Source organism: Wolbachia endosymbiont of Cylisticus convexus (assembly GCF_003344345.1).
The window spans coordinates 1-2,304 of sequence record NZ_QPIP01000157.1 but is presented as its reverse complement, the minus strand read 5'-3'; the positions used below and the strand labels follow the sequence as shown (position 1 = coordinate 2,304).

Annotated in this window: 1 protein-coding gene and 2 pseudogenes; all 3 read right to left on the bottom strand. The window is 36.2% G+C overall.

Going from position 1 to position 2,304, the window contains the following annotated elements; all coding sequences use genetic code 11:
- Positions 1–848, bottom strand: a pseudogene (locus Wcon_RS09565) (IS110 family RNA-guided transposase); the annotation flags it as partial.
- A 251-nt stretch (positions 849–1,099) separates the two neighbouring features.
- Positions 1,100–1,819 (bottom strand): annotated as a pseudogene (locus Wcon_RS09560) (hypothetical protein); the annotation flags it as partial.
- Between the two features lie 76 nt (positions 1,820–1,895).
- Positions 1,896–2,304 (bottom strand): group II intron maturase-specific domain-containing protein (locus Wcon_RS09555; RefSeq protein ID WP_275936935.1); only part of this gene is annotated, 409 nt, incomplete at its 5' end.

Sequence of the window (2,304 nt, the reverse complement as noted above, 5' to 3'; positions counted from 1 at the left end):
TATACCAGTTACTCGATATAATTCTTCATGCAAAGCAAAGTTTGGTTTACTTTTTCTATGCTTATTTTTCTCTTCACCTAACTTTTTACTCTCATCAGACTTTGTCTCAAATGTTTTATAATATTCTTCAATGCTCCTGTCACATTCTGCTACTTTTTCCTGATAAATATTATATAGCTCAAATTCTTGCTTTAATGTAAATAGGTGTTCTTTTCTATAGTTTCCTGCTAATGCTTTTGCAATAACAGATTTATCACTTTTTATTCATCCATCTCTTAGTTCAGCCAATTTTTCAGGATTACTCTCACCATCTATTATTGCTTTAATAATTTGCATTCCAGTTACACCAGTTGTATCGCTTATAACTCTATGTAGTTGAATATTCATTTGTGTTAGCGCTTTTTGCATACGCAAAGTATGTGTAGAAGCATTTTCAATTAAATTTTTACGTTGCCGAACATAACTACGCAATACACACATCTGGCCTAAATGACCCTTGGAGTAACCCGTAACTGTGTAGTTGTTGAATCCATTGACAATCTTGCACATCTGATTTTCTCCCAGGTACATTTTTAACATGTTTTGCGTTTACCAGTTTTACTTCAAATCCGTGTGATTCAAGTACTTGAAACAAAGGAATCCACTGTTGACTCCATGGCTACTGTATTCACTTTACATTTTTTCAACCATTTTGCTATGTTGTAGAGATCTTCCGTAAAGCAGCTAAATTTTTGTATACGTTGTTCATCGCTTCCTTCGGGTACACATACATAATGTACAGCCGAGCCAACATCGATTCCTGCTGCATTAGGATTCGTTATCTCTAATTTACTTTTGACCTTTGCCATTTTTAATCTCCATTATATAATAATCCATATTTGAGAAGTGCTTAAGCTTGGGACGGTTGAGTTATACATTCTTCTAATCGAGGTAGCCTAAAAGGCTCCATCAGTGGTTTGACCGTTCCTCCAAAGCCACGCTATCCCACGGGCACTTAAGGCACCATTGCATAGTTCGGCTATAACTGCAAAAAGCTCTTCTCTACAAAATTATATATAAAATTTGCCATACACTCAGCTAGGAAGTTTCTTTTTGGTTTGACAGGTTTTATCTGTCCGGCGCTATCTTCAGAAAACTCCATGAAAAGTGTTTTGTTATCTATCTCGAGATCTATTAAGGATCCTTCTTGAACAGCACTTTCGCCAGCTTTTTCTAGTTCTTCTAGTTTCTTCTCTATCTGTGGCTGAACTTCTGGCTGTAGCTCATTATAGATTTCACCTATCAGTTTATTCTGCAGTAGAGTATCATGAAACTCTGCACCACTTAGCATTAATTTACGTATTAGCTTTTTTCGATCACTTTTTTCTAATCTGTGAAAATGTGTACCCAATACTACATACTCTGCAATACTCCATTCTCCATCATTACATGCATTTATTCTTGCTCCAGAGGCTAGTACTTGGTCTATAGTTTTGTGCAATTCATTTACGTTTTTTGCCTCTAATATCGCACTCTTAAACCAGCTCAATTTTTCACTTTCACCTGTATTTGGCTTTATTTTTTTTAAAGCTGAAGTAAACGGATTTAAATCTTCTGCTTGATCATTTAAAGGTTTTGTACCATAAATATAGTCAAGGCTTTTCCCGTAGTTGATTTTGTTTTCGCGAATGTTTCTGCTAGGGGAAGCCTTCCGGTTTATCTCCTTCTGATTATTAATTTTGCTCACAAACTTAGACTGCTTTATATCAACACCTTCAAGAGCACCAAATATTTTCTTGTGATTAACATTAGTCTTTTTATTCCGATCTTTACTAGTCAGGAGAGTAGACCAGTGGAACTTCCCCACCAGTCTCTCGCAAAACTGTACGTAAACCTCTCAGCTTATACAGCTTCCATTATTCAGCCTTTTGATCTAACCCTAGTGTCCAGTGATAGAAAATATCCGGAGACCTCTTTCTCACCTTTCCTAGAAATTGTCTTGCTAGTCTTCCGTGACCCCTGAGTCTCTTATATTTCCTTTTGACCCACTTTTCTAGATGCCGCTCTACATTCTTTAGAGATTTGTAGACCTCAGTTCTGTAAAATTTGCCATAGTACTGATACCAGCCTCTGACTATTGGATTTACTTTCTCTGACATCCCCTCTAATGTTATATGCGTATTTCTTAGCATTTTCCATGATCTTATGGTTGTAGTAATCTTTTTCTTGGCCTTGTTGCTAATTGCTGGGAGAAATGAAACAAAATGCTTCCCTATTTTATTTCTTGCTAACCTGGGTCTGAATGTGTAACCCAGAAAATCAAAA